Here is a 19527-nt window from a genome sequence, read left to right as displayed (position 1 = left end):
CCGCCCTCCCCCGAGCCGCTCGCGGAACTCGACATTTATCACTCGCCGCCACCGACCGCGACGCGTGAGCGACCGCGACTCGGAGCCACGGAGCGACCGCGGGGACGCCGTCCATCGCGATCGCGTCGTCGCCGGCGCCGCGCTGTTCAACGAGGGGCACCCCCTCGCGGCGCGTCACGTCTGGGAAGCGGCGGGGGCGTCGATCGATGACGGCGGCGGGGAAGACGCAGAGCGACCGGAGGACGCCGAGCGACTGCTTCGGGGGCTGACCGCGACCGCGACGGCGACGCACCGCGCGGCCGACGGCGACGAGCCGGGCGCTTCCGAGCGCGCGGCGGACGCCGTCACGGCGCTGACGGCGGACTCCGACTCGCTGGGGGTCGCGATGGCCCCCGTCCGGGAGTGGGCTGAGCGGCTCGCCGAGGCGCCAGAGGCGACGGGGCCGGCGACGCCGCCGCGGATCCGCGTCGACGGCGAGACGCCGACGTTCGGCGATCTGTCGCTCGGGGCGGTGGGTCTCGCGGTGCCGGCGCTCGCGGCGATGGGCGAGCCGGGCGACGCGGCGACGCTCGCGACCGCGGCCGAGTTCGCGTCCGCGGAGCGCGGGACCGGGCGGACAGAGTTCGCCGAACTGCTGCTCGCGTACCTGCGGACGCCGGACGCGCGGCCGCAGGTGGCCGCGCGACTGGGCGACCACGTGGAGCGAGAAGAGCGGAAGCGGCGGGACGTGGAGGACCTGTTCTAGCGGCGCGGTCCGGCGCGAGGGCGGCCGGCGGCGGCCGCTCAGGCGTCGTCGCTCGGCGCGTCCGGGTCAGCCGGGAAGTTGGGCTCAGCGGGCGCGTCGGCGGCGTCCGCGCCGGCGGCGTAGCGGCCGCCGTTCGTCTCGGTGTCGCGGTCCGGCTTGGGTTCGCCCTCGAAGGTGTAGTCGCCTGAGTTGTCCGCGGGGTCGTAGCCCAGCGCCTCGCGGGCTCGCTCGATGGAGTAGTAGCGCCGGTCGTTGTCCGAGATGCCATACACGACCTCGTAGCCGTACGTCGCCCGGAGACAGCGGTCGAACAGGTGCGCGCAGTCGCGGTGCGAGAGCCACATCGCCTGCCCCCGCTCGTACTCGCGGGGCGGGTGGTCCTTGGTGAGGTTCCCGATGCGGACGCAGACGACGCTCATGTCGAACTCGTCGTGGTAGAAGCGGCCGAGCGACTCGCCGGCCGCCTTCGAGACGCCGTAGAGGTTGCCGGGGCGCGGGAGTTCGCTCCCGTCGAGCCGGTACTCGTCTTCGGGGCGGTACAGGTCGGGCGTCCGCTCGTCGGTCTCGTAGCCGCCGACGGCGTGGTTCGAGGAGGCGAACGCGAACTTCTCGACGCCGGCCTCGGCGGCGGCGCGCATCACGACCTGCGTCCCGTCGATGTTGTTCCGGAGGACGGAGTCCCACGGCGCCGTCTTCCGCGGGTCGCCGGCGAGGTGGATCACCGCGCCGACGTCGGCGATCGCCTCGCGGACGGCGCGCTCGTCGGTGATGTCGGCGACGTACCGGTCGGCGTCGGTGACCCCGTCGGGCACCTTCGCCGCCGGGAGCGGCTCGCGGTCGAGGAGCCGCCAGTCGTAGTCGTCGCCGATACCGCGGAGGATGGCCTGTCCCACCCGTCCGCCGGCGCCCGTCAGCAGTACCGGCTCGTCCATTCGACTCTACGTGGGCGGGAGAACGGCATATATGACACGGTTCGACCGGTACGCCCGAATGCCGGCCGCGAGGCCGGGGTCACGAGAGGAAAACGGGGACGAGCGGTCGGGAGGGCGCGCCTATAGCTTCTGCCGCGAGACCTTGACGCCGGTGGGGGTGACGATGATCTGGTCGTCGCCCTTCTGGACGATGTCGCCGTCGACCTCCTGGACGACCTGCCGGAGCTCGTCGTAGACGTGTTCTATCGTCCGGTCCGACGTGGAGTGGCGGGTGATGTCGGCGATGACGAAGTCGCCGTCGTACACCGCGTCCTTGATCGGGATGACATCGCTCTGGTCGGCGATCTCCGCGAAGTGTACCTGCGTGTCCGTTTCCGCGTGCGCGTCGGCGAAGTCGTCCGCGTCGAGTTCGACGTAGTCGTCGACGGAGCGGCTCCCACCCCCGCCGAGGATCTTGCTCATGATGCCCATACACACCACACGACGAGGTCGGACATTAGTTCTTACGTCAGACGCACCCCCCGGCGAGCGGACGCGGCCTCAGTCGAGTCGCTCCTGCCACTCTTGGACCTGCGAGAGCAGATCCACCGGGGGCGTCTCCGCGACATCGACGTCGCTCAGCTCCTCGATCACGGCGCGGGTCTCGGCGTCGAGCCGCTCGGCCGCCTCGGCGTCGGATCCGGTCGCTGCGGTCTTCGCAGCGCCGCCGGAGCCGCCAGATTCGACCGGCGTGTCCGCGGAATTGCCTCCGTTCCGACGCGCGTTCGAGGGCTGGGCGTCCGCCCCCGTTTCCCCGTCGGCGTCGGACGCGTCCGAGAACGACCCGGAGGAGAGGTCGAACACGACCTGCTGGGTGCCGCCTTCGCCGTCGCCGCCGGCGCCCCTGCGGCTCCCGTTTCTCCCGGTCCGCGAGCCGCGGGCCTCGATCGCCTTCTCCTCGCGGAGCCGGTCGAGGACCTCGTCCGAGCGGGAGACGACGGGGTCCGGGACGCCGGCGAGGTCGGCGACGTGGACGCCGTACGAGCGGTTGGTCGGGCCGTCCCGGACGGTGCGGAGGAACGTCACCTCGCCGTCGCGCTCGTCGACGGCGACGTGGACGTTCTCGACGCGCGGAAGGTGGTCGGCGAGCGTCGTCAGCTCGTGGTAGTGGGTGGCGAAAAGGGTGCGCGCGCGGACCTCGTTGTGGAGGTACTCGGTCGCGGCCCACGCGATGGAGATACCGTCGTAGGTGGCGGTGCCGCGGCCGACCTCGTCGAGGATGACCAGCGAGTCCTCGGTGGCCGAGTGGAGGATGTTCGACAGCTCCTGCATCTCCACCATGAACGTCGATCGACCCTGCGCCAGCTCGTCGAGCGCGCCGACGCGCGTGTAGATGCCGTCGACGAGCCCCACCTCGGCGGCTCGCGCGGGGACGAACGAGCCCGCCTGCGCGAGCAGCTGGATCAGCGCGGCCTGCCGCATGTACGTCGACTTGCCGCTCATGTTCGGGCCGGTGACGATGAGGAAGCCGCGGTCGGCGTCGAGCCGCAGGTCGTTCGGGACGAAGTCGGTCGTCCCCTCGACGACGGGGTGGCGGCCGGCCTCCACGTCGAGCCGGCGCTCCGTCGTCAGCTCCGGGCGCGTCCAGTCGCGACGCGCGGCGTGGGTCGCGAGCGAGGCGAGCGCGTCGAGTTCGGCGATCGCGCGCCCGGCGTCCTGAAGCAGTTCCGCGCGCTCGGCGACGCGCTCGCGCAGTTCCTCGAACAGCTCGTACTCCAGCTCGCCGCGGGCCTCCTCGAGGCGGAGGACCTCCCGTTCCTTCTCCGCGAGCTCGTCGGTGACGAACCGCTTCGAGTTCTTCAGCGTCTTGATCTCGCGGTAGTGCTCGGGCACCTGATCGGCGACCGACTTGCCGACCTGAATGTAGTAGCCGTCCGTCTTGTTGCGGTCGACGGTGACGTGGCTGAGCCCGTGCTCTCGCTTCTCGCGCTCCGCGAGCCCGTCGAGCCACGAGTTCACGCCCTCGTGGCGGTCGATCAGGTCGTCGAGCTCGTCGTCGTAGCCGCGCTTCAGGAGTCCGCCGCTCGTCTTCGCCTTGGGCGGATCCTCGGCGAGGGCGTCGGCGAGCTCTTCCCGGAGCGCGGCCGCGCGGTCGCGGTCGACCCTACCGAGCACGGCGGCCGCGGGCGAGTCGGCGAGGGCGGTGTCGTCGAGCGCGTCCGCGAGGGCGGGCAGCAGCGCGAGCGTGTCGCGGATCGAGAGCAGTTCGCGCGCGCCCGCGCTCCCGCTCGTCGTGCGCGCCGCGAGCCGTTCGAGGTCGTACGTGTCGCCGAGCACCTCGCGGAGCCGGTCGCGGGCGAGCGCCGCGGACGCCAGCGCCTCGACCGCGTCGAGCCGGTCGTCGAGCGTCTCGCGGTCACGTCGCGGCCGGGTGAGCCACTCGCGGAGCAGTCGGCCGCCGGCTGCGGTGACGGTGTGGTCGACCGTGTCGAACAGCGAGCCGTCGGCGTCGCCCCGCATCGTCTCCGTGATCTCGAGGTTGCGCTGCGTGGTCGCGTCCACGTCGACGCGGTCGTCCGCGCCGTACGCCGTCAGGCGGGTCATCGAGGCCAACACGCCCGCCCCCGTCTCCTCGACGTACGAGAGGACCGCGCCCGCGGCGCGGACGGCGAGCGTCGAGTCGAGCCCGACGCTGTCGGTCGTCTCGCGGCCGAACTGCTCCCGTACCGCGTGCTCTGCGCGCCCGGTCGCGAACGCCTCCGCGTCGAAGGCGGTGACGCGTCCCGAGAGGTCCTCGCGGACCGCCCCGAGCAGGCCGTCGTCGTTCCGGACCTGCGGACCGGGCAGCACCTCTGCCGGGTCGAACCGGTACAGCTCCGCGCGCAGGTCGCCCCCGTCGTCGACGGTCGTGGCGAGGAACCGCCCCGTGGTCACGTCGGCGAACGCGAGGCCGTACGGCCCGTCGTCGGCGGGTCCGTCCGCCGCGCCGCGCCCGCCCTCCTCGCGGACGACCGCCGCGAGGTAGCGCGCGTCGTCGTCGCTCGTCTCCAACACCGTGCCCGGCGTGACGACGCGGACGATCTCGCGGGCGTGGTCGCCGCCCTCGGTCTCGTACTGGTCCGCGACCGCGACCCGGTAGCCGCGCTCGACCAAGGCGTTCACGTACGGCGTCAGCTCCGAGAGGGGCACGCCCGCCATCGGGTACGACGAGCCGTGGGAGGACTTCTGCGAGATCGACAGATCGAGCTCGTCGGCGACCAACTCCGCGTCGTCCGCAAAGAACTCGTAGAAGTCGCCGCACTGCATCGCGAGGACGTCCGCGTCCGTCTCCGCCTTGAGATCGAGGAACTCCCCGACGATCCCCGTTGCCATATGTCCCTACTCCCGCCGTGCGCGGCTAAAACCCTGCGGGTGTCCGTCCGGTCGGCCCGAGCCCCGCCGCGCGCCGGCGCGCCGTCATCCCAGCCGGTTCCGCTTCGTCGACGCCCGGTGAGCGATCCCGGACGCCCCGAACACGAGCGTGAAGAGCGCCGCGTACGCGTACCCGGAGACCGCGCCGAACGGGGCGGTCCCGGTCCACCCCGCCGTCGCCAGCAGCCCGCAGACGACCGCGAGCCCCACGTAGTACTCGGCCCAGAGGATCTCGTTCTCCGAGACGATCTCCAGGTACACCTCCAGCTGTCGGCTCTCCTCGGTAAGCGACACCAGCCCCCGGTCCGACTCGTAGTCGATGAACCCGCTCGCCGCCAGCTTCGGCAGGTGCGACTGGTGGAGCGCGGTGTACACGCGCTTGCGCTGCTTGTACGTCACCGCCGGAACCTCGACGTCGTTCTCCCACGCGGCCAGCTGCTCGGCGATATCCCTGACGCGCGCCCCGGTGCCGTTGGTCTTCAGGTACTTGATCACGTTGCGACGCCGCCGATTGCTCAGCGCGGTGAACACCTCGTCGCGCGAGGGGCCCTCACCGTCGGTGTCCGACGACGCCGCTTGTTTGGCGAGTTGTGGTGTCATAGCTCATACATGCCGAATGAGAGTACGGTTATCATGGGAGGATATATCACTTCGCATTGTACCCACTAGAGCCGGTCCCGGAAGATTCGCCCGAACAGAAGCGTACACACTCGCCGTACTTCGGGCGTTCTTGGCGTCTCCGACACAGTTCATCACATCGATACAAGTGGGTTTGTCCGGGCGCTGTAACGATGTTGTGGGCCGGAGAGCCCGCGTCGGACGCGGTAGGCGGCGCATACATAGGTCGGTGCGTCGCGTTCGGACCAGCATGAACGTGTCACGAGACTCGGTCGTCGGTCGCCTCCGGCAGCCCGCGCGCGCCGTCGTCGGTCGCCTCCGGCAGCCGGAGTACACCGGTGCGAACCGGTGTCTCCCCTGTACGGCCGTCAACGTCGGCATCGCGGCGGCCGGGGCGGGAGCGGTGGCCGCGGTGGGCGCGCCGCTACTCGGGGCGGTCGGGTTCGGCGGCGCGCTCGGAGCCATCTGGCTCCGCGGGTACCTCGTTCCCGGGACGCCGGAACTCACGAAGCGCTACCTCCCGGAGCGGGCGCTTGCGCTGTTCGGCAAGGCGCCCGGCAACGCCGAGCCCCGCAGGCTGGGCGTCGGTGAGGTAGACCCCGAAACGTACCTCCTCGACGCGGGCGTCCTCGTCGAGACGCCCGCGGGCGACGACTTCGCGTTCTCCCCCGACTTCGCCGCGTCGTGGCGGGCGGCGGCCGAGGACGGGGCGGGAGCGACGCCCGACGAGGGGAGACGGACCGACCGCGACGACCTCGCGGCGCTCGCGGCGCTCACCGGACTCGGCCGGCACGAACTCTCAATCGACTGGCGGGGCGGCGCGGGGTTCGCGTACGCCGGCGAGGAGCGGATCGGTCACTGGGAGTCGCGGCCGGCGTTCCGGGCCGACGCCGCGGCCGACCGCGTGCTGACGGGGCTCGACGGCGACTGGGCGGATCGCCCGCTCGCCGAGCGGAGCGCGGTCCTCGGCGCCCTCCGGCTGTTCGTCGCGGAGTGTCCGTCGTGCGCCGGGGACGTGGCGCTCGAAGAGCGCGTCGTCGAGTCCTGCTGTTCCAGCTACGACGTGGTCGCCGGTCGCTGTGCGGGCTGTGACGCGCGGCTGTTCGAACTGCGACTGCCGGCGTCGCTCGCGGCCGCGAGCGAGTAGGAAGCCGAGGGAAGTCGGACGAGTCGAGAGGAATTGACGGTCAGTTTTCGGGGAGTGGGTTTCCTGGAAGTCGCGTCGGAGAGGCCTCAGCGTAGCCGCAGCTGTCGCAATACCGAGAAGCGGTTGACCCACAGCTGGGCGGCGCTGGCGGCGGCGAAGGCGCCGAGCGCGAGGCTGGTCCACAGCATGGGGTCGACCGCCGACACGAGCGGGACGTCGAGGAGCGCGGCGAGCACGACGAGCAGCGATCCCACCGCCAGCGCGCGGTACAGTTCCGACCACGTCGCGCCGCCGGGCGCGAGAATCTCCGTGTACAGGCGCACGTCGCGTGCGCGTCGAGAGAGTTCGAGCGTCTGCGACTCGCGGTCGTACGTTATCACGCCCGCCTCGGCCAGCTTCGGGAGGTGCGTCTGGACCAGCGACGTGTACACGCTCTCGCGACAGCGCTTCGGGGGCGGGGTCTCCCCCGTCTCGCGGCGCGCGACGAGCGTCGACAGCTCGTTGACCGAGACCGTCCCGCCGACGGAGCTGAGCTGTTCGATCGCGCGCCGTCGGCGCTCGTTCGCGAGGATGGCGTACACCTGTTCGGCCGGAAGCACGTCGTTTCGGAGTTTCATGGAGATGGGGGCCGGGCAGCCGCGCCCGGCGGCGCCCGAGTTCTGCTACTTCCTGCGTCTGACGGGGGTATATGTATGGGCTGGCTACCCGGGGGGACCGCCGATCGGGTGCGGGAGGTACGGGTCGCCTGCCGGGTTCGACCCGCCGAGTACGGTGTCCGTGCGGCGATCTGGGGTGTGGGTATGAATCGCATGCGGTCGCGATCCGCCACGGTAGGGGCGCCGGACCGCCCGTCGAACGCGACGTTTGACCGGTGGCGTGAAGGCTTCTACCGGCTGGAATCGGTCGTTCGACGGTGACGTGGGAGCGCGTAACTAGGTGGGTGTCCCTCGGAGGGGAAAGTAACCGATTCGGTCAGCCCAGCGCGGACGGGGGCGAGTCGGAGGAGACACCATGAGCAAAGACACAAACGACAAAATCGGACTCTCGCGGCGCAAGGTGCTCGCGGGCCTCGGCGCGGTCGGCGTCGCGTCCGCGGGCGCGGGACTCGGTACCACGGCGTACTTCAACGACACCGAGTCGTTCGACGGGAACACCCTCACCGCGGGCGAGCTGGACCTGAAGCTGGACTACAAGTCGACGTACTTCGGCGGCCCCGGCCGTCTCGACGACATTCGGGCGATGGGGTACGCCGGCGGCGACGAAGAGTTCCTAGCGCAGGACCTCGGCGACGGACAGTACCTGATCGGGCAAGCGCCCAGCCCCGCAGCGCTACAAGAGTGGGAGGATTTCGTTCAAGACGAAGAGTTCCCGTTCTGTTCGCCTGAAGCAGATATTCACCTCGTCAACGGCGACGGGATCCCGGTGTTCACGCTCGACGACGTGAAGCCCGGCGACTCCGGCGAGGTCACGATCAGCATTCACATCTGTGACAACCCCGCGTACCTCTACCTCGCGGGCGAGCTAACCGAGAACTTAGAGAACGGCCAGTCCGAGCCCGAACTGGACGCTGAGGGAGAAGACACCGACGGCATCGGCGAGCTTGCCGACTTCATCGATGTCTGCGTCTGGTACGACGAGGACTGCGACAACGTGTACGAACCCACGGGCACAGGCCAGCAGCAGGAGCTGGAAGTCGCCTTAGTCAGCGACGTCTCCGGTTCGATGGGCGGCGCACCGCTCTCGGCGCTGAAGACGGCCGCGACCAGCTTCGTCGGCAACCTCTCGTCGCCCGACGAGGCCGCAGCGATCTCGTTCAATTCCGGCGCGTCGACCGACCAGGAGCTGACGACCAACTACCAAGCCGTTCAGAACGCGATCAACAACTACACCGCGGGCGGGGGCACCTCGATCGCCGCCGGTATCATCGAGGGCGAAGACGAGCTCCTCAACGGCACCATCGCCACGCCGGGCGCGTCGAAGGTGATGATCCTGCTGAGCGACGGGCAGTCTAATGAAACCGCCGCGACCGACGCCGCGACCGACGCTAAGAACAACGGGATCCGCATCTTCACTATCGCGCTCGGGAACGCCGACACCGGTCTGTTGGAGAGCGTCGCCAGCTCTTCCGACGACGCCTTCGTCGCGCCCGACCCGGCCGACCTCGACACCGTCTACGCTGAGATCGCGCAGATCGTCCTCGCGGGTGAACAGAAGATCCTCTCGGGCACGATGAGCGAGGTCTTCGACGCGCTCGCCGACGGCGAGGCGCTCGACGGCAACCGCCAGGAGGAGGGTCGGCAGCCGTACCCCGGCGCGACCACCCAGTGCATCGGCTTCGAGTGGGCGCTCCCGGCGGATGTCGGCAACGAGATCCAGACCGACTCCGTGAGCTTCGATCTCGCCGTCTACGCCGAGCAGTCGCGGCACAACGACAACCCGCAGGTGGCGTTCAACGGGACCGACGTGAACAGCACCAGCCCCGGTCCCGCCCCCAACGGCACCGATAACGTGAGCAATCCGAACTAGCTCCTCGGAGCGACGCGGCCCCGGACGACGAGACACGTCCGGTTCCCGGCTCGGCGCCTTCGGGCGGCCGACGCGGCGGTTCACGACCGCCGCCGGGAGTTCCCTTCGGGGATGATACACAATGAACGACGACAAAATCGGACTATCGCGGCGCAAGATGCTGGTCGGACTCGGTGCGGTCGGCGTGGCCTCCGCGGGCGCAGGCCTCGGCACCACGGCGTACTTCAACGACACCGAGACGTTCGAAGACAACACGCTGACGGCCGGCTCGCTCGACCTGCGCGTGCTGTACGAGGCCTCCTACGACAGCGACGGTGCGGTCGAGAACATGGCGGACAGCGCCATGGGTACGCAGGACGGCGACCCCGCCGGGATGTTCTACGATCTCGACGACGTGAAGCCCGGCGACTCCGGCGAAGTGAAGTTCTGCTTCGAGATCGTCGACAACCCCTCGTACATGTGGGCGTGCGGTGACCTCTCGCAGGCGGAGAACGGCATCAACGAACCCGAATCGGCCGTCGACAGCACGCCCGATCTCGGCGAACTCGGCGACTCGATTATGGCGAGTCTCGCCTACTGTGACGAGGACGGTGAACCCCTCGCGGACGGAGAGATCGTCTCCGGCTCGCTCGTCGATGTCATCGCGGCAATCTCCAACGGCGCGGCCCTCGACGGCGACGGGATGGCCGGCCTCGTTCCCGGCGAGCAGGCGGAGTACGCCGACGTGGTCGAGCCCGAGGAGGGCGAGGCGTTCATCACCGGCCCGTGCGTATGCCTCTCGTGGGAAATCCCGACGAGCGTCGGCAACGAGGTTCAGTCGGACTCGCTGACGATGGAGTTCGAGTTCCACGCGCTCCAGTCGCGCCACAACGACGGCACGGCGAACCCGTGTGAACCCTCTATCACGACTACGACCGGCGAGGGCTTCGCCAAGCAGCAGGAGTTCGCCACCGAACAGGAGACCTCGTTCGCTCGCGGCCGCTTCGGTGGTCAGAACACGTGGGAAGTCGCGGTCGGCCCCGACGTCGGGAGCGCCAGCACGGCCGACTACAGCTGGTCGTCCGGTAGCACGGTCCCGTTCAGCTACACCTACGACGGCAGCGCCAACGCCTCGTTCACCCTTGACGGCGTGAACGTGGCCAGCACGATTCCCGCCCCCAGCGGGAAGCTCGGCATCACGACGAAGGCCGACGAGGCAACCGTCACCGTGACAGACCTCGGACTGGACCTAGACGGCACCCCGGTGTCGCTCAGCGGTCCCGACGCGATCTCCGCGTCGAACGACGACGACGGTTCCGACCGCGATGTCACCTACCTCGTGTTCGACACCGACGCCGCGGACGTCGCGAACGCATTCACCATCAGCGGTAACGTGACGGTCACGCTACAGGGCGACTACGATCTGACAGCCGAGGAGGGAGTCGCCTTCGACATCAGCGTCGAATAAGACCGAAACGAGCGCGCGACTTCCGTCTGAAACGGGCGGGCGGAGCGTAGCGCACCCGACCGCGGCGGTCGCGGTCCTCCCACGTGGCGTACGACGGTTCGACTCCGTCGGTGGGACTCCCTTCGGGGATTCACAATCATGGCAGACAACGACAACATCGACTCCATCGGACTGTCGCGGCGGACCGTGCTGGCCGGCCTCGGCGCGGTCGGCGTGGCCTCGGCTGGCGCCGGTCTCGGTACCACGGCGTACTTCAACGACACCGAGTCGTTCGACGGGAACACCCTCACCGCGGGCCAGCTGGACCTGCTCGTCGACTGGCAACAGACCTACGACTTCGGCGAGGGCAACCAGTTCGTCAGCGCGCACCCGGACCACAACGGCGACGGCGAGCAGTCAATCGAGATCGACGGCGAGGTGTTCACGTACAGCGACTTCCCGGACGAGGACGACGAGGACAGCAACGGCGCGAACCTCCCGATCCTGGACTGCGAGACCATCCCGCCGCTGTCGGAGGCGGACTTCGGCACGGACCCCGTCACGGGCGAGGTGATGAAGACGCTGGTCCGGCTCACCGACGTGAAGCCCGGCGACTCCGGCGAGATCACCTTCTCGCTCCACCTCTGTGACAACCCCGGCTACATCTGGATGCAGGCGGACAACGTCGACGACGACGGCGGCACCGAAACCGAACCGGAACTGATCGTCGACCCGGATAACCTCGGCGACCTCGGCGACGCCATTGAGGCGAAGCTCTGGTACGACGAGGACTGCGACAACGTGTACGACGGCGCGGAGCCGGTCGACATCATGCTCACGCTGGACTTCTCGGGGTCGATGCTGTACGATCAGTTCGACGGCGTGGTGAGCGAGGATAACATCACGGTGGGCGGGACCACCTACGACGAGACCACGAAGATCGACCTCGTCGAGCTCGGCACCCGCCAGTTCGTCGACTACCTCGAGTCGCAGGGGTCGGACGTCCAAGTCGGCGTCACGTACTTCGACGGCGAGGGGAGCGGCGACACCGAGCCTAGGACCGGGCTCCTCCAGCCGCTGACGGCCGACCTCGACGATGTCGACGACGCGCTCGACGGGCTCCGGAAGAAGCTCGCGAACGTCGTCAGCGGGACGAACAACGACCCCGACATCGACGACAGCGACGCGGACCCGTTCTCGAACGCGAGCGGCATCGCGACGGGGACGTACATCGGCGAGGGCGTCAACGACGCGCAGGCCGAACTCGACGCGAACGGCCGCGGCGGCGTCGAGTTCCGGAACATCGTCCTCTCCGACGGGGAGTCGTTCAACGGGACCGGCAGCACCCAGTTCGCCGACCCCGTGGACGCAGCCGACGACGCCCGCGCGGCGTCGCCGAACCCCGCGACGAACGTGTACACCATCTCCGTCGGCAGCGCGAACGACGCGGTGCTGTCGTCGATGGCCGGCCCCGTGGGGGGGCCGGGCGGCGATCTGTCATTCTTCAACGACGTCGACGACCCGCTCGTCATTCCCTCGGTGTTCGGGAACCTCGCGGCACAGACTGGACAGGAGAAGATCATCATCGAGGGCTCGCTCGCGGACGTGCTCGACGAGCTCGAGAGCGGCGACGGAATCCCGCTCGATGGGAACCGCGCGACGCCGTACGGCGAGCTGGCCGACCCGGCCGACGACGGGAACCGCGACCCGTTCGCGGGCGACGGCGTGATGCACTGCGTCGCGCTCGAATGGGAGCTGCCGATCGGCGTGGGCAACGAGGTTCAGGGCGACGCGCTCGGCTTCGACCTCGGCTTCTACACCGAGCAGGCGCGCCACAACGACGGCGCGGGGGTTCAGTCGGCCTGAGAGCGCGTCTCGGACCGCGTCGCGGCGTCGGCGGGCGAGAACGGAGGTCTGTTGCCGATCGGCCGACCGCGGGCGGGTACGGCGTCCGTACCGCCCGGTACGGTCACCGGTCCGGGCGGGTAGGGCACGCATACATACGAGCGTCGTGAGAGTAGGAAGGGTATCGACGATACGGCCGTTCGGAGCCGCGACGACACACAATGACACAGAAAGAATCGGGACTCACGCGGCGGGAGGCACTCGCGGGCGCCGGAGCCGTCGGCTTCGCGGCCCTCGGGGCCGCCTCCGGACGACCGACGGGAACGGACAGCTGGGACGAGTACACGAACTACACGTACGCTCAGACGGACACGCCGTTCAATCTGCTCGTCGGGTGGCGGCGCACGGAGAACGGGACGCTCGTTGATTCGAGCGCGGTCGGCGCGGTCGACGACGTCGGAGCGGTCGGCGTCCGGCTCGTCGACGTCGGCAACGCGCTGCCGCACGATTACGGCACCGCGAGCGTCGGGCTCCGGCTCGAAGATCCGGAGGACACCGCCCGCGTGTGGCTGCGGATCGACCCGCACCTCGACGGCGCCGACGCCGCGAGCGCCGCGCTCGCGGAGCGCGTCACGCTCACGGTCCGGCAGGACACCGGGATATTCGGCATCGGTAGCTGCGGCGGCGCCGAAGGCGAGTTCGCGAGCGCCGGGGAGCTGATCGCCGACGAGACGTTCGCGGACATCGACGGCTCCGCGCTCGCGGACGGGATCGAACTGCGCCCCGGGCTCCTCGGCGACGGCTGCCTCGCCCCGGGCGAACAGCGCTGCCTGACCTTCGCGTGGGAGTTCGACGGCGAGGGCGGCAACGCCGGACAGGGCGGCGCGGTCGACTCCCTCGTGGAGTTCGCCGCCGACGAGTGCGGCGCCGAGGGGAACCCCTTCGACGGGGACGTAGCGGCCGGGGGCGGCGGCGGCGCCGGAGGCGACGCATGAGCCCCGACGACGGCGGGCGGCGCCCGAGCGGGCTGAGCCGACGACGGCTGCTCGCCGGGATCGGCGGCGTCGGCGCGGTCGGCATGGCGAGCGGCATGGGCACGGGCGCGTACCTCGCCGATCGGGAGACGTTCCCGGGCAATGTCTTCGGCGCCGGCGAGGTCGGACTGACGGTCGATGGGGACCCCACCGACGGGACCGTCTCGCTCGGCCCGCTGACGGTTGATCGGACGACGTTCGACGAGCGTCCCGGACCCGAGACGTTTGACGTGGGGGCGTCGGCGAACCCGGTACGGGTGTGGCTCGCGACCCCCTGTCCGGACGGCGATCGCCTCGGGAACGCCCTAGAGGTCGAGGTCGTCGTCGACGGCGAATCCGTGACCGGCGGCTACCGCCCCCTCGCCGAGGTCGAGCGCGACCTCGCGACCGGGGTGCGGATCGACGCCCGGTGTCTCGGGCCCGACGACGACCCGGTCGCCGTCGAGGTGTTCCCGTACCTCCCGGCGGACTCGCCCGACGTGGGCGGCGCGGCGACCGACCTGACGTTCCGGGTGTACGCGGAGCAGTGCCGCCACGTCGCCGAGGCGGACGCGGCGAGGTCGAACCCCTTCGTAGGGACCGAGTGCGCGTCGGCGTGCGTCCCCTGCGAGGACGAGAACGGCGTCGCGGTCGGCTCGCTCACGCTCCGGTACCTCGGCGACGACCCGGCGACCGTGGTCGTCGTCGCCACCGGCGGCGGCGCGGGCGGTCGAGGCACCGCCGGGACGACCGTGTTCGACGGCGAGGTGACTCCGGACGGGACCTTCGTGGTCGACGGGACCGCCGCGCCGACCAACGGCGACCCGGGCTGGATCGGCCCCAACATCTACCTCGACGACGGCGGGACGGGCACCGACCCCGAGACCGACGCCGGCGGTACTGGCGGAAACGGCGGCGGCAGCAGAGGAAACGGAAATGGCGGCAACGGCGGCGGCCACGCGGGCGTCAACATCCACACGAGCTGTTCGGTTCCGCTCCGGGTCGGCGACGTCTACGGCGGGCTGTACGAGATCGCCGCGGCCGCGACCACGGGCGGTGAGCCGCTGTGCGGCACGGAGGAGAACTGATGACCAAACTACTCACATCACCACGGACGAAGCGCGCGGCGAACTTACTCGGGATCGTCCTGCTGATCGCCCTCGTCGCACCGTTCGCGGTGTACGCGGCGCCGGAGGTCGTCGGCGCGGACGAGAGCTTCGTCGTGCTCACGGCGAGCATGACGCCCGCCATCGCGCCGGGCGACGTGGTGATCGTCGCCGAGCGCGACCCGACTGCGATCGCCGAGGGCGACGTGATCACGTTCGTCCGCGGCACGAGCGACGTGCCGGTGACGCACCGCGTGATCGACGTGGTCGACGAGGCCGGCACGCTCGCGTTCGAGACGATGGGCGACGCCAACGAGGGGCCGGATCCGGGGCTCGTCCCCGCCGGGAGCCTCATCGGCGCCGTGACGCTGACGATCCCGTACATCGGGTACGTGATCCAGTTCGCGGGGACGCGAGTGGGGTTCGTCGCGCTGGTCCTGTTCCCGTTCGGGCTGCTCGCCGCGACGGAGATCTGGTCTATCGTCCGGGGCCGCGACGGATCTGAATCGCAACCCTCGATGACCTTCGATCCGGTCGACCCCGTCGACGAACCCGGCGACGGAGACGGGGCGACGGCCGGACTCGATCCGGTAGTCGGGCCCGACCCGGCGGCTGGACCCGGTCCCGCGGCCGAAATCGTGACGGCGCAGGCGACGGAGGAGGCGAGCGGTTCCGGGGGCGTCTCGGTCGACGCCGTCGGCGGCGCGGCGGCGGTGCTCGCCGCGTTCGCCCCGTACGCGGTGTACGTCGCGTTCGAGCTCCGGACCGCCGTCGCGATATCGGTCGCGATCGGCGTGTCGACGCTGCTGCTCGGGGCGCTCGCCGCGTGGGTGCCCGCCAGCGGTGTCTTGGACCGCAGCGGTGGAACGCCGGATCCGGCTGTCGAAACGGACGCAAGCGGACCGACGACAGACGCGATGCGTAACGGAGACTCCCCCGAGTCCGACGGGGGCGCATCCGAGCCGAACGACACCGTCGACTCGGCGGCGGTCGCCGCCGGGGCGGAGACGACGGCGGCCGAGGACGGGGCCGAGCCGGCGTCGACGCCCGGGTCGACACCGGTCTCACGTCCCGAGGCCGCCGGGGAGGGCGACTGATGGCCGCGAACCGTGGGCTCGTCGCGCTCGTCGCGCTGGCGGTCCTCGTGTGGGGCGTCGCGTTCGCCGGAGGAGCCACGGTCGCCGTCCTCTCGGCGAGCGTCGACGTGACCGCGACGTTCGAAACCCCGAACGAACTGAACCAGATCAACGAGACCTCGACCAACGGCAACCAGACCAACGAGACCGCCGATGTCGATCTCACCGCGGTGGCCGTCGAGAACGGGACGAGCGACCCTGACGGAGACGGCGCCGGACTGGATCAGAATGTCTCGGCGCCCGTTGGGAGCAACGTCTCGGCGCCCGCTGGGAGTAACGTCTCGGCGCCCGCTGGGAGTAACATCTCGGCGCCCACTGGCGGCAACGTCTCGGCGCCTACCGAAGAGAACGTCTCGGAACCCACCGCGGACACCAACGCCTCGGTCCCGGTAACCGACTCGGCGACAGCCGAAGCGGATCAGTCGGGGAACGAAACGGCAACCGTGGAAAACGAGGATCGTCCGTCTGAAACGCCGGACTCCACGGATTCCGATACGTCTGACGCTGCGAACGAGAGCGCGTCGAGCCCGGCCGTGACATCCGCAGACACGGACAGCAACGAGTCCGACCCGGCCGTGACATCCTCGGGCACCGACGACACGTCGAACACCGACGACAGCACGTCTGACGCACAGAGTTCGGAGACCGACGCGAAGACTCTGACAGACGATGACGACACGTCGGACACCGACGACACGAACACCGACGACAGCACGTCTGACGCGCAGAGGTCGGAGACCGACGCGACGAGCCAGACGGACGATGACGACGCGTCGGAGCCGTCCGAACCGTCGCCGGAGCCGCCGGAGAACACGACCGAGCCGACGGCGAACGGATCGGCCAGCGCGGGGGACGCGACCGGCGCCGCCGCTTCGCCGAGCACGGTCGACGCCGTCGCGGCGGAGACTGACCGGTGACTTCGATTCGACCGCGGGGCGGATAGTGAACGTGGACGTACCGATTCGACCGCGACGGAGCGGAGTTCGAGGCGGCGGTCCGTCTTGCGCGCTCGGCACCAAGCTCGCAGTACTCCTGCTCCTCGTCGCGCTGTTTCTGTTGGTGCTTATTTCCGGTCTCGCTCGCGGCCTGGGGTGAACTCGGCTTCGCCTCGGAGGGGTAGGTAGCTCCCAGCGCGTGGGGGCGTCCCTCGGAGTTATGACCCGGAGCGGCGTACCGTCGCGTACGAATGGTCGCACTCGACGCCTACGCGTTCGTGTTCGTCGCCGGGTTGATCACGGCGCTGGCGACCGGGATCGGCGCGCTGCCGTTCTTCTTCTTCGAGACGATCAGCGACCGCGGGAACGTGGCGCTGTGGGGGTTCGCGTCGGGGATCATGCTCTCCGCGTCGCTGTTCGGGCTGATCCAAGAGGGGCTCGCGGAGGGGACAGCGGTTGAGATCGGCGTCGGGATGCTCGCGGGCGTCGTCCTCGTCGTCATCGCGCACGAGGTCCTGGCGGACGCCGAGATTGATCCGCGGGAGTACGAGGAGGCCGACTTCAAGAAGCTGATCCTGATCCTCGGCGTGCTGACGGTCCACAGCTTTCCGGAGGGGATCGCGGTCGGCGTCTCCTTCGCCGACCTCGGGCTGGAGGGCGGGACCGCGCTGTTCGGCTTCACCGTCCCGCTGCTCGCCGTGTTCATGACCGTCGCCATCTCGATCCACAACGTCCCCGAGGGGACCGCCATCTCGATCCCGCTGCGGGCGATGGGCGTCTCGAAGTGGAAGATGGTGTGGTGGTCGGTGTTCTCAAGTCTCCCGCAGCCGATCGGCGCCGTGATCGCGTTCGCGTTCGTCCGGTACGCCCGCGAGTTTCTCCCGTACGGCTTCGGCTTCGCGGCGGGCGCGATGATCTACCTCGTCCTCTCGGAGTTCGTCCCCGAGGCGCTCGAAACGGGCGCCGACCTCCCGCGCGGCGGCAAACCGGTCCTCGTCGGCGGCGTCGCGCTCGGCGTCGCGCTTATGATCCCGCTCGCGTACCTGTGAGTTCCGGCGGCGGGGTCCGTCACTCCTCACCCAACGCCGTGGGATTGACCGCGCCCGGGCCCTCTCCCACGTCGTAACCGCGTCGGACCGCTTCGGTCATCCCGGCGACCGCGGCGTGGACCGCGTCGCGGAGCGGCTCCCCTCTCGCCAGTCGCGCGGCAATCGCGCTCGACAGCGCGCAGCCGGAACCGTGCGTCGCCTCGGTGTCGATCCGCGGCGTCTCGAAGCGGTCGACGGTCGGCGCGACGCGTTCCGGGGCACTACCACCCGCGTCGTCGGCCCGGACGAGGGTGTCGACGACAGCGTCCCTCTCGCCGGATTCGCCGTCGAGGTGCCCGCCCTTCACCAGCGCCGCGTCGGCGCCGAGCGCGACGAGCTCGCGGCCCGCGCGCTCGGCATCGGCGGGGGTGTCGACCGGCGCGTCGGTCAGCACCGCGGCCTCGTCGGCGTTCGGCGTGACGAGCGTCGCGTCCGCGATCAGCCCCTCGTAGGCGTCCTCCGCGGCGGGCGAGAGCAGGCGATCCCCGGTCGCCGCGACCATCACGGGGTCGACGACGAGCGGGGCGTCCGTCTCCGCGACCAGTTCAGTCACTTGCTCGACGGTCTCGGCGGTCGCCAGCATTCCCGTCTTGATCGCCCCGACGGCGAAGTCGTCGGCGACCGCCGCGTACTGGCTCGCGACGTGATCGGCGGGGAGGGGGTGAACGTCCTCGACGCCGCGGGTGTTCTGCGCGGTCGTCGCCGTCACGACTGATGTGCCGAGGACGCCGTGCGCGCGCATCGAGGTCAGGTCCGCTTGGATCCCCGCCCCGCCGCCGCTGTCGCTGCCGGCGATCGTCAGCGCGACCGGCGGCTCGACCGGCTCGTACTCGGGCATAGGCGTGATACAACCTAGTGGTATTAATTAGTGGTGTTCTTCCCGCTCGGCCGAGCTACCGGGCTCCTCGGACGGCGAACGGTCGGTGCCTCACCGCGACGACGAACGGATTCAGGTCCCCTCGACGAGCCGTTCGAGCTGCTCGGGCGGGACGGCGCCGCGCGCCGCGTACCCGTCGTATGCGAAGGTCGGCACGCCGGTAATCCCCTCCCGCTGCGCCTCGGTGAACCGCTCGCGGACGGTCTCGCGGAGCGTCTCGTCGTCGAGGGCCGACCGCACCTCGTCGGCCTCGGCGCCCGCGTCGACGGCGAGTTCGGCCAGGAGGTCGGCGTCGCCGATGTCCTCACCGTCCTCCCAGAGCGCGGCGAAGACCGCCTCGTCGAAGGCGAGCCACGTCTCGTAGTCGTGGTGTTCACGGAGGTAGTACGAGACGATCTGGGCGGGGAGCGAGTCGACATCCTCGGCGATGTCGAGGTCCATCTCCACGCCGTAGTCGTCGGCGAGCCGGCGGACGTTCTGTTTCGCCTGTTCGAAGTACTCGTCGTCTTTCCCGTCGTCGACGGAGTGGTCGATCGTCCCGTCCGGGCGGCGCTTCTGGCTCCGCAGGTCGAACGGGCGCCAGTCGATCGCGAGCTCCTCGTCGCGGTTCTCTTGATACTGTGAGAGGGACTGACGACCCAGATAACAGAACGGGCAGACGTAGTCCGAGTACACCGTGATGGTCTGTCGGTCGGCGCTCATGGACGGGCGTAACGCCCGGCGATACAAAACGGTGTGTTCGG

17 protein-coding genes are annotated in these 19527 nt (G+C 70.0%); 10 read left to right on the top strand and 7 right to left on the bottom strand.

Annotated features, from left to right (window positions below; translation table 11 throughout):
- The first annotated feature begins 64 nt into the window (after positions 1-64).
- A complete protein-coding gene (locus tag B9G38_RS02135; protein ID WP_086219326.1) occupies positions 65-745 on the top strand; it encodes a hypothetical protein in 681 nt (226 codons plus the stop codon).
- Positions 746-783: 38 nt separating this feature from the next.
- On the opposite strand, the gene azf is transcribed toward B9G38_RS02135, so the two are convergent.
- From azf to B9G38_RS02115, 4 genes are all read right to left on the bottom strand, one after another.
- On the bottom strand, positions 784-1677 hold the full coding sequence (gene azf, locus B9G38_RS02130; RefSeq protein WP_049932190.1) for an NAD-dependent glucose-6-phosphate dehydrogenase Azf: 894 nt from the start codon (positions 1675-1677) through the stop codon (positions 784-786).
- Between the two features lie 120 nt (positions 1678-1797).
- Complete coding sequence (gene sepF, locus B9G38_RS02125) at positions 1798-2148, bottom strand: cell division protein SepF (protein ID WP_049932189.1); 351 nt, start codon at positions 2146-2148, stop codon at positions 1798-1800.
- 69 nt (positions 2149-2217) lie between these two features.
- On the bottom strand, positions 2218-5028 hold the full coding sequence (mutS, locus tag B9G38_RS02120) for a DNA mismatch repair protein MutS (RefSeq protein ID WP_086219325.1): 2811 nt from the start codon (positions 5026-5028) through the stop codon (positions 2218-2220).
- An 84-nt stretch (positions 5029-5112) separates the two neighbouring features.
- On the bottom strand, positions 5113-5667 hold the full coding sequence (locus tag B9G38_RS02115) for a hypothetical protein (RefSeq protein ID WP_086219324.1): 555 nt from the start codon (positions 5665-5667) through the stop codon (positions 5113-5115).
- A 268-nt stretch (positions 5668-5935) separates the two neighbouring features.
- Between B9G38_RS02115 and B9G38_RS02110 the strand changes: the two genes are divergently transcribed.
- Positions 5936-6832, top strand: a complete 897-nt coding sequence (locus tag B9G38_RS02110; RefSeq protein WP_086219323.1) for a hypothetical protein — start codon at positions 5936-5938, stop codon at positions 6830-6832.
- Positions 6833-6918: 86 nt separating this feature from the next.
- On the opposite strand, the gene B9G38_RS02105 is transcribed toward B9G38_RS02110, so the two are convergent.
- Positions 6919-7449, bottom strand: coding sequence for a hypothetical protein (locus B9G38_RS02105; RefSeq protein ID WP_049932183.1), 531 nt, complete (start codon positions 7447-7449; stop codon positions 6919-6921).
- Positions 7450-7843: 394 nt separating this feature from the next.
- Here B9G38_RS02105 and B9G38_RS02100 point away from each other — a divergent pair, with 394 nt between their 5' ends.
- The 8 genes from B9G38_RS02100 to B9G38_RS02065 all read left to right on the top strand — a co-directional run bounded on the left by B9G38_RS02100 (position 7844) and on the right by B9G38_RS02065 (position 17868).
- The gene (locus B9G38_RS02100) at positions 7844-9358 is read left to right on the top strand and encodes a VWA domain-containing protein (protein WP_086219322.1); all 1515 of its coding nucleotides are present in this window, start codon (positions 7844-7846) and stop codon (positions 9356-9358) included.
- A 121-nt stretch (positions 9359-9479) separates the two neighbouring features.
- On the top strand, positions 9480-10805 hold the full coding sequence (locus tag B9G38_RS02095) for a choice-of-anchor W domain-containing protein (protein ID WP_086219321.1): 1326 nt from the start codon (positions 9480-9482) through the stop codon (positions 10803-10805).
- A 138-nt stretch (positions 10806-10943) separates the two neighbouring features.
- Positions 10944-12650, top strand: a complete 1707-nt coding sequence (locus tag B9G38_RS02090; protein ID WP_086219320.1) for a SipW-dependent-type signal peptide-containing protein — start codon at positions 10944-10946, stop codon at positions 12648-12650.
- A 200-nt stretch (positions 12651-12850) separates the two neighbouring features.
- The gene (locus tag B9G38_RS02085; RefSeq protein ID WP_086219319.1) at positions 12851-13624 is read left to right on the top strand and encodes a hypothetical protein; all 774 of its coding nucleotides are present in this window, start codon (positions 12851-12853) and stop codon (positions 13622-13624) included.
- On the top strand, positions 13621-14730 hold the full coding sequence (locus B9G38_RS02080; protein WP_086219318.1) for a hypothetical protein: 1110 nt from the start codon (positions 13621-13623) through the stop codon (positions 14728-14730). The genes B9G38_RS02085 and B9G38_RS02080 overlap by 4 nt, the downstream gene beginning before the upstream one ends.
- Positions 14730-15845, top strand: a complete 1116-nt coding sequence (locus B9G38_RS02075; RefSeq protein ID WP_086219317.1) for a signal peptidase I — start codon at positions 14730-14732, stop codon at positions 15843-15845. The genes B9G38_RS02080 and B9G38_RS02075 overlap by 1 nt, the downstream gene beginning before the upstream one ends.
- Positions 15845-16801 carry a hypothetical protein gene (locus tag B9G38_RS02070; RefSeq protein ID WP_086219316.1) on the top strand — a complete coding sequence of 319 codons (957 nt, stop codon included), beginning with the start codon at positions 15845-15847 and terminating at the stop codon, positions 16799-16801. Before B9G38_RS02075 ends, B9G38_RS02070 begins: the two co-directional genes overlap by 1 nt.
- Before the next feature lie 269 nt (positions 16802-17070).
- Positions 17071-17868 carry a ZIP family metal transporter gene (locus B9G38_RS02065; RefSeq protein WP_086216603.1) on the top strand — a complete coding sequence of 266 codons (798 nt, stop codon included), beginning with the start codon at positions 17071-17073 and terminating at the stop codon, positions 17866-17868.
- A gap of 19 nt (positions 17869-17887) precedes the next feature.
- On the opposite strand, the gene thiD is transcribed toward B9G38_RS02065, so the two are convergent.
- The gene (gene thiD, locus B9G38_RS02060; RefSeq protein WP_086219315.1) at positions 17888-18745 is read right to left on the bottom strand and encodes a bifunctional hydroxymethylpyrimidine kinase/phosphomethylpyrimidine kinase; all 858 of its coding nucleotides are present in this window, start codon (positions 18743-18745) and stop codon (positions 17888-17890) included.
- 111 nt (positions 18746-18856) lie between these two features.
- Positions 18857-19486 (bottom strand): DsbA family protein, encoded by a 630-nt coding sequence (locus tag B9G38_RS02055; RefSeq protein ID WP_049932168.1) that lies wholly within the window; start codon positions 19484-19486, stop codon positions 18857-18859.
- Between the last annotated feature and the right edge of the window lie 41 nt (positions 19487-19527).

Source organism: Halorubrum sp. SD612, from assembly GCF_002135005.1.
This window is presented reverse-complemented; position numbering and strand designations above follow the sequence as displayed.